At 66.2% G+C, this 1,205-nt stretch carries 2 pseudogenes; both read left to right on the forward strand.

The annotated features are described in order from the left end of the window. Positions 1 to 162: 162 nt before the first annotated feature. Positions 163 to 1,033, forward strand: a pseudogene (locus ACZ50K_RS37905) (IS5 family transposase). 63 nt (positions 1,034 to 1,096) lie between these two features. Then, positions 1,097 to 1,205, forward strand: a pseudogene (locus ACZ50K_RS37910) (IS5/IS1182 family transposase); the annotation flags it as partial.

The raw sequence follows: 1,205 nt of genomic DNA on the forward strand, positions 1-1,205 counted from the left end.
TGAGAAGGTGGTCGATGTCTCTGGGGCGCGTGATGTGGCCGATGGGATGGAAGGCGACCTGTTCCTGTCTCATCCCAGGATGTCGGGCTGTGGCTGTCACGTGCTTCCATCGTCGTGGGTGTGCGCCTGGGCGCACTCGGTCTGTCGCGGTACGCCGGAAGCATGGCAAAACGACGTCCTTACCCGAGTGATCTGTCCGATGCCCGCTGGGAGTTGATAGAGCCGGTGCTCTCGGCCTGGCGGTTCGAACGCCGTGGCAGGGCCCTGGACTTCGGCCGGCCGCCCGAACACGACCTGCGGGACATCATGGACGCGATCTTGTACGTGGACCGCACCGGCGTGCAGTGGCGCTACCTCCCACACGACTTCCCGCCCTGGAACTCGGTCTACGGGTACTTCGCCAAATGGGCGGACGAGGGCGTGTTCGCCCAGCTCAACGGCCTGCTCAGGCAAACTCCTGCGGGAGAAGGGGGGACGGGACGGCGAACCGTCGGCCTGTGTGATCGACGCTCAGAGCGTCAAGACCTCCACCAGTGTCCCTGCCGCCGGCCAGGGCATCGACGCGGGCAAGGGGATCGTCGGACGAAAGCGGAGCATCGTCACCGACACCCTCGGGCTCCTGCTGGCCGTACTGGTCACCGCAGCCAGCGTGCAGGACTCGGTCGCCGGCACCCAGCTCCTGGACCAGGTCGCCGCCGAGCACCCCACCGTTCGCAAGGTGTGGGTCGACGGCGGCTACCGCCAGCATCTCGTCGAGCATGCCGCGACCCTCGGCATCGACATGGAGATCACCGCCCGCAAGCCAGGGACCAGGGGTTTCACCCCGATCCCGAAGCGGTGGGCGGTCGAGAGGACCTATGGCTGGCTCATGCTCCACCGGCGCCTGGCCCGCGACTACGAAACCCTGCCCACCCGCTCCGAAGCTTTGGTGAACCTCGCCATGACCGACCTCATGGCCCGCCGCCTCACCGGCGAGAACACCATCTCCTGGCGCGACCCGAAAACGTCCACCAAACGCCCCATCCCGGGATGAAACATCGGACGAAAACGACCTCTTAGACCGTGTCCTATGTGGTGAGGTGTCGTTGACCTGGGTATGGGGCGGGGTGTGTGGAGTTGGATTGTTCCGGACGGGTTGTGGGAGATCGCCGAACCGCTGATCCCGCCATCGAAGGTGCGGCCGCAGGGCGGCGGAACGGCGGACA

The organism is Streptomyces sp. NPDC033845, from assembly GCF_055576225.1.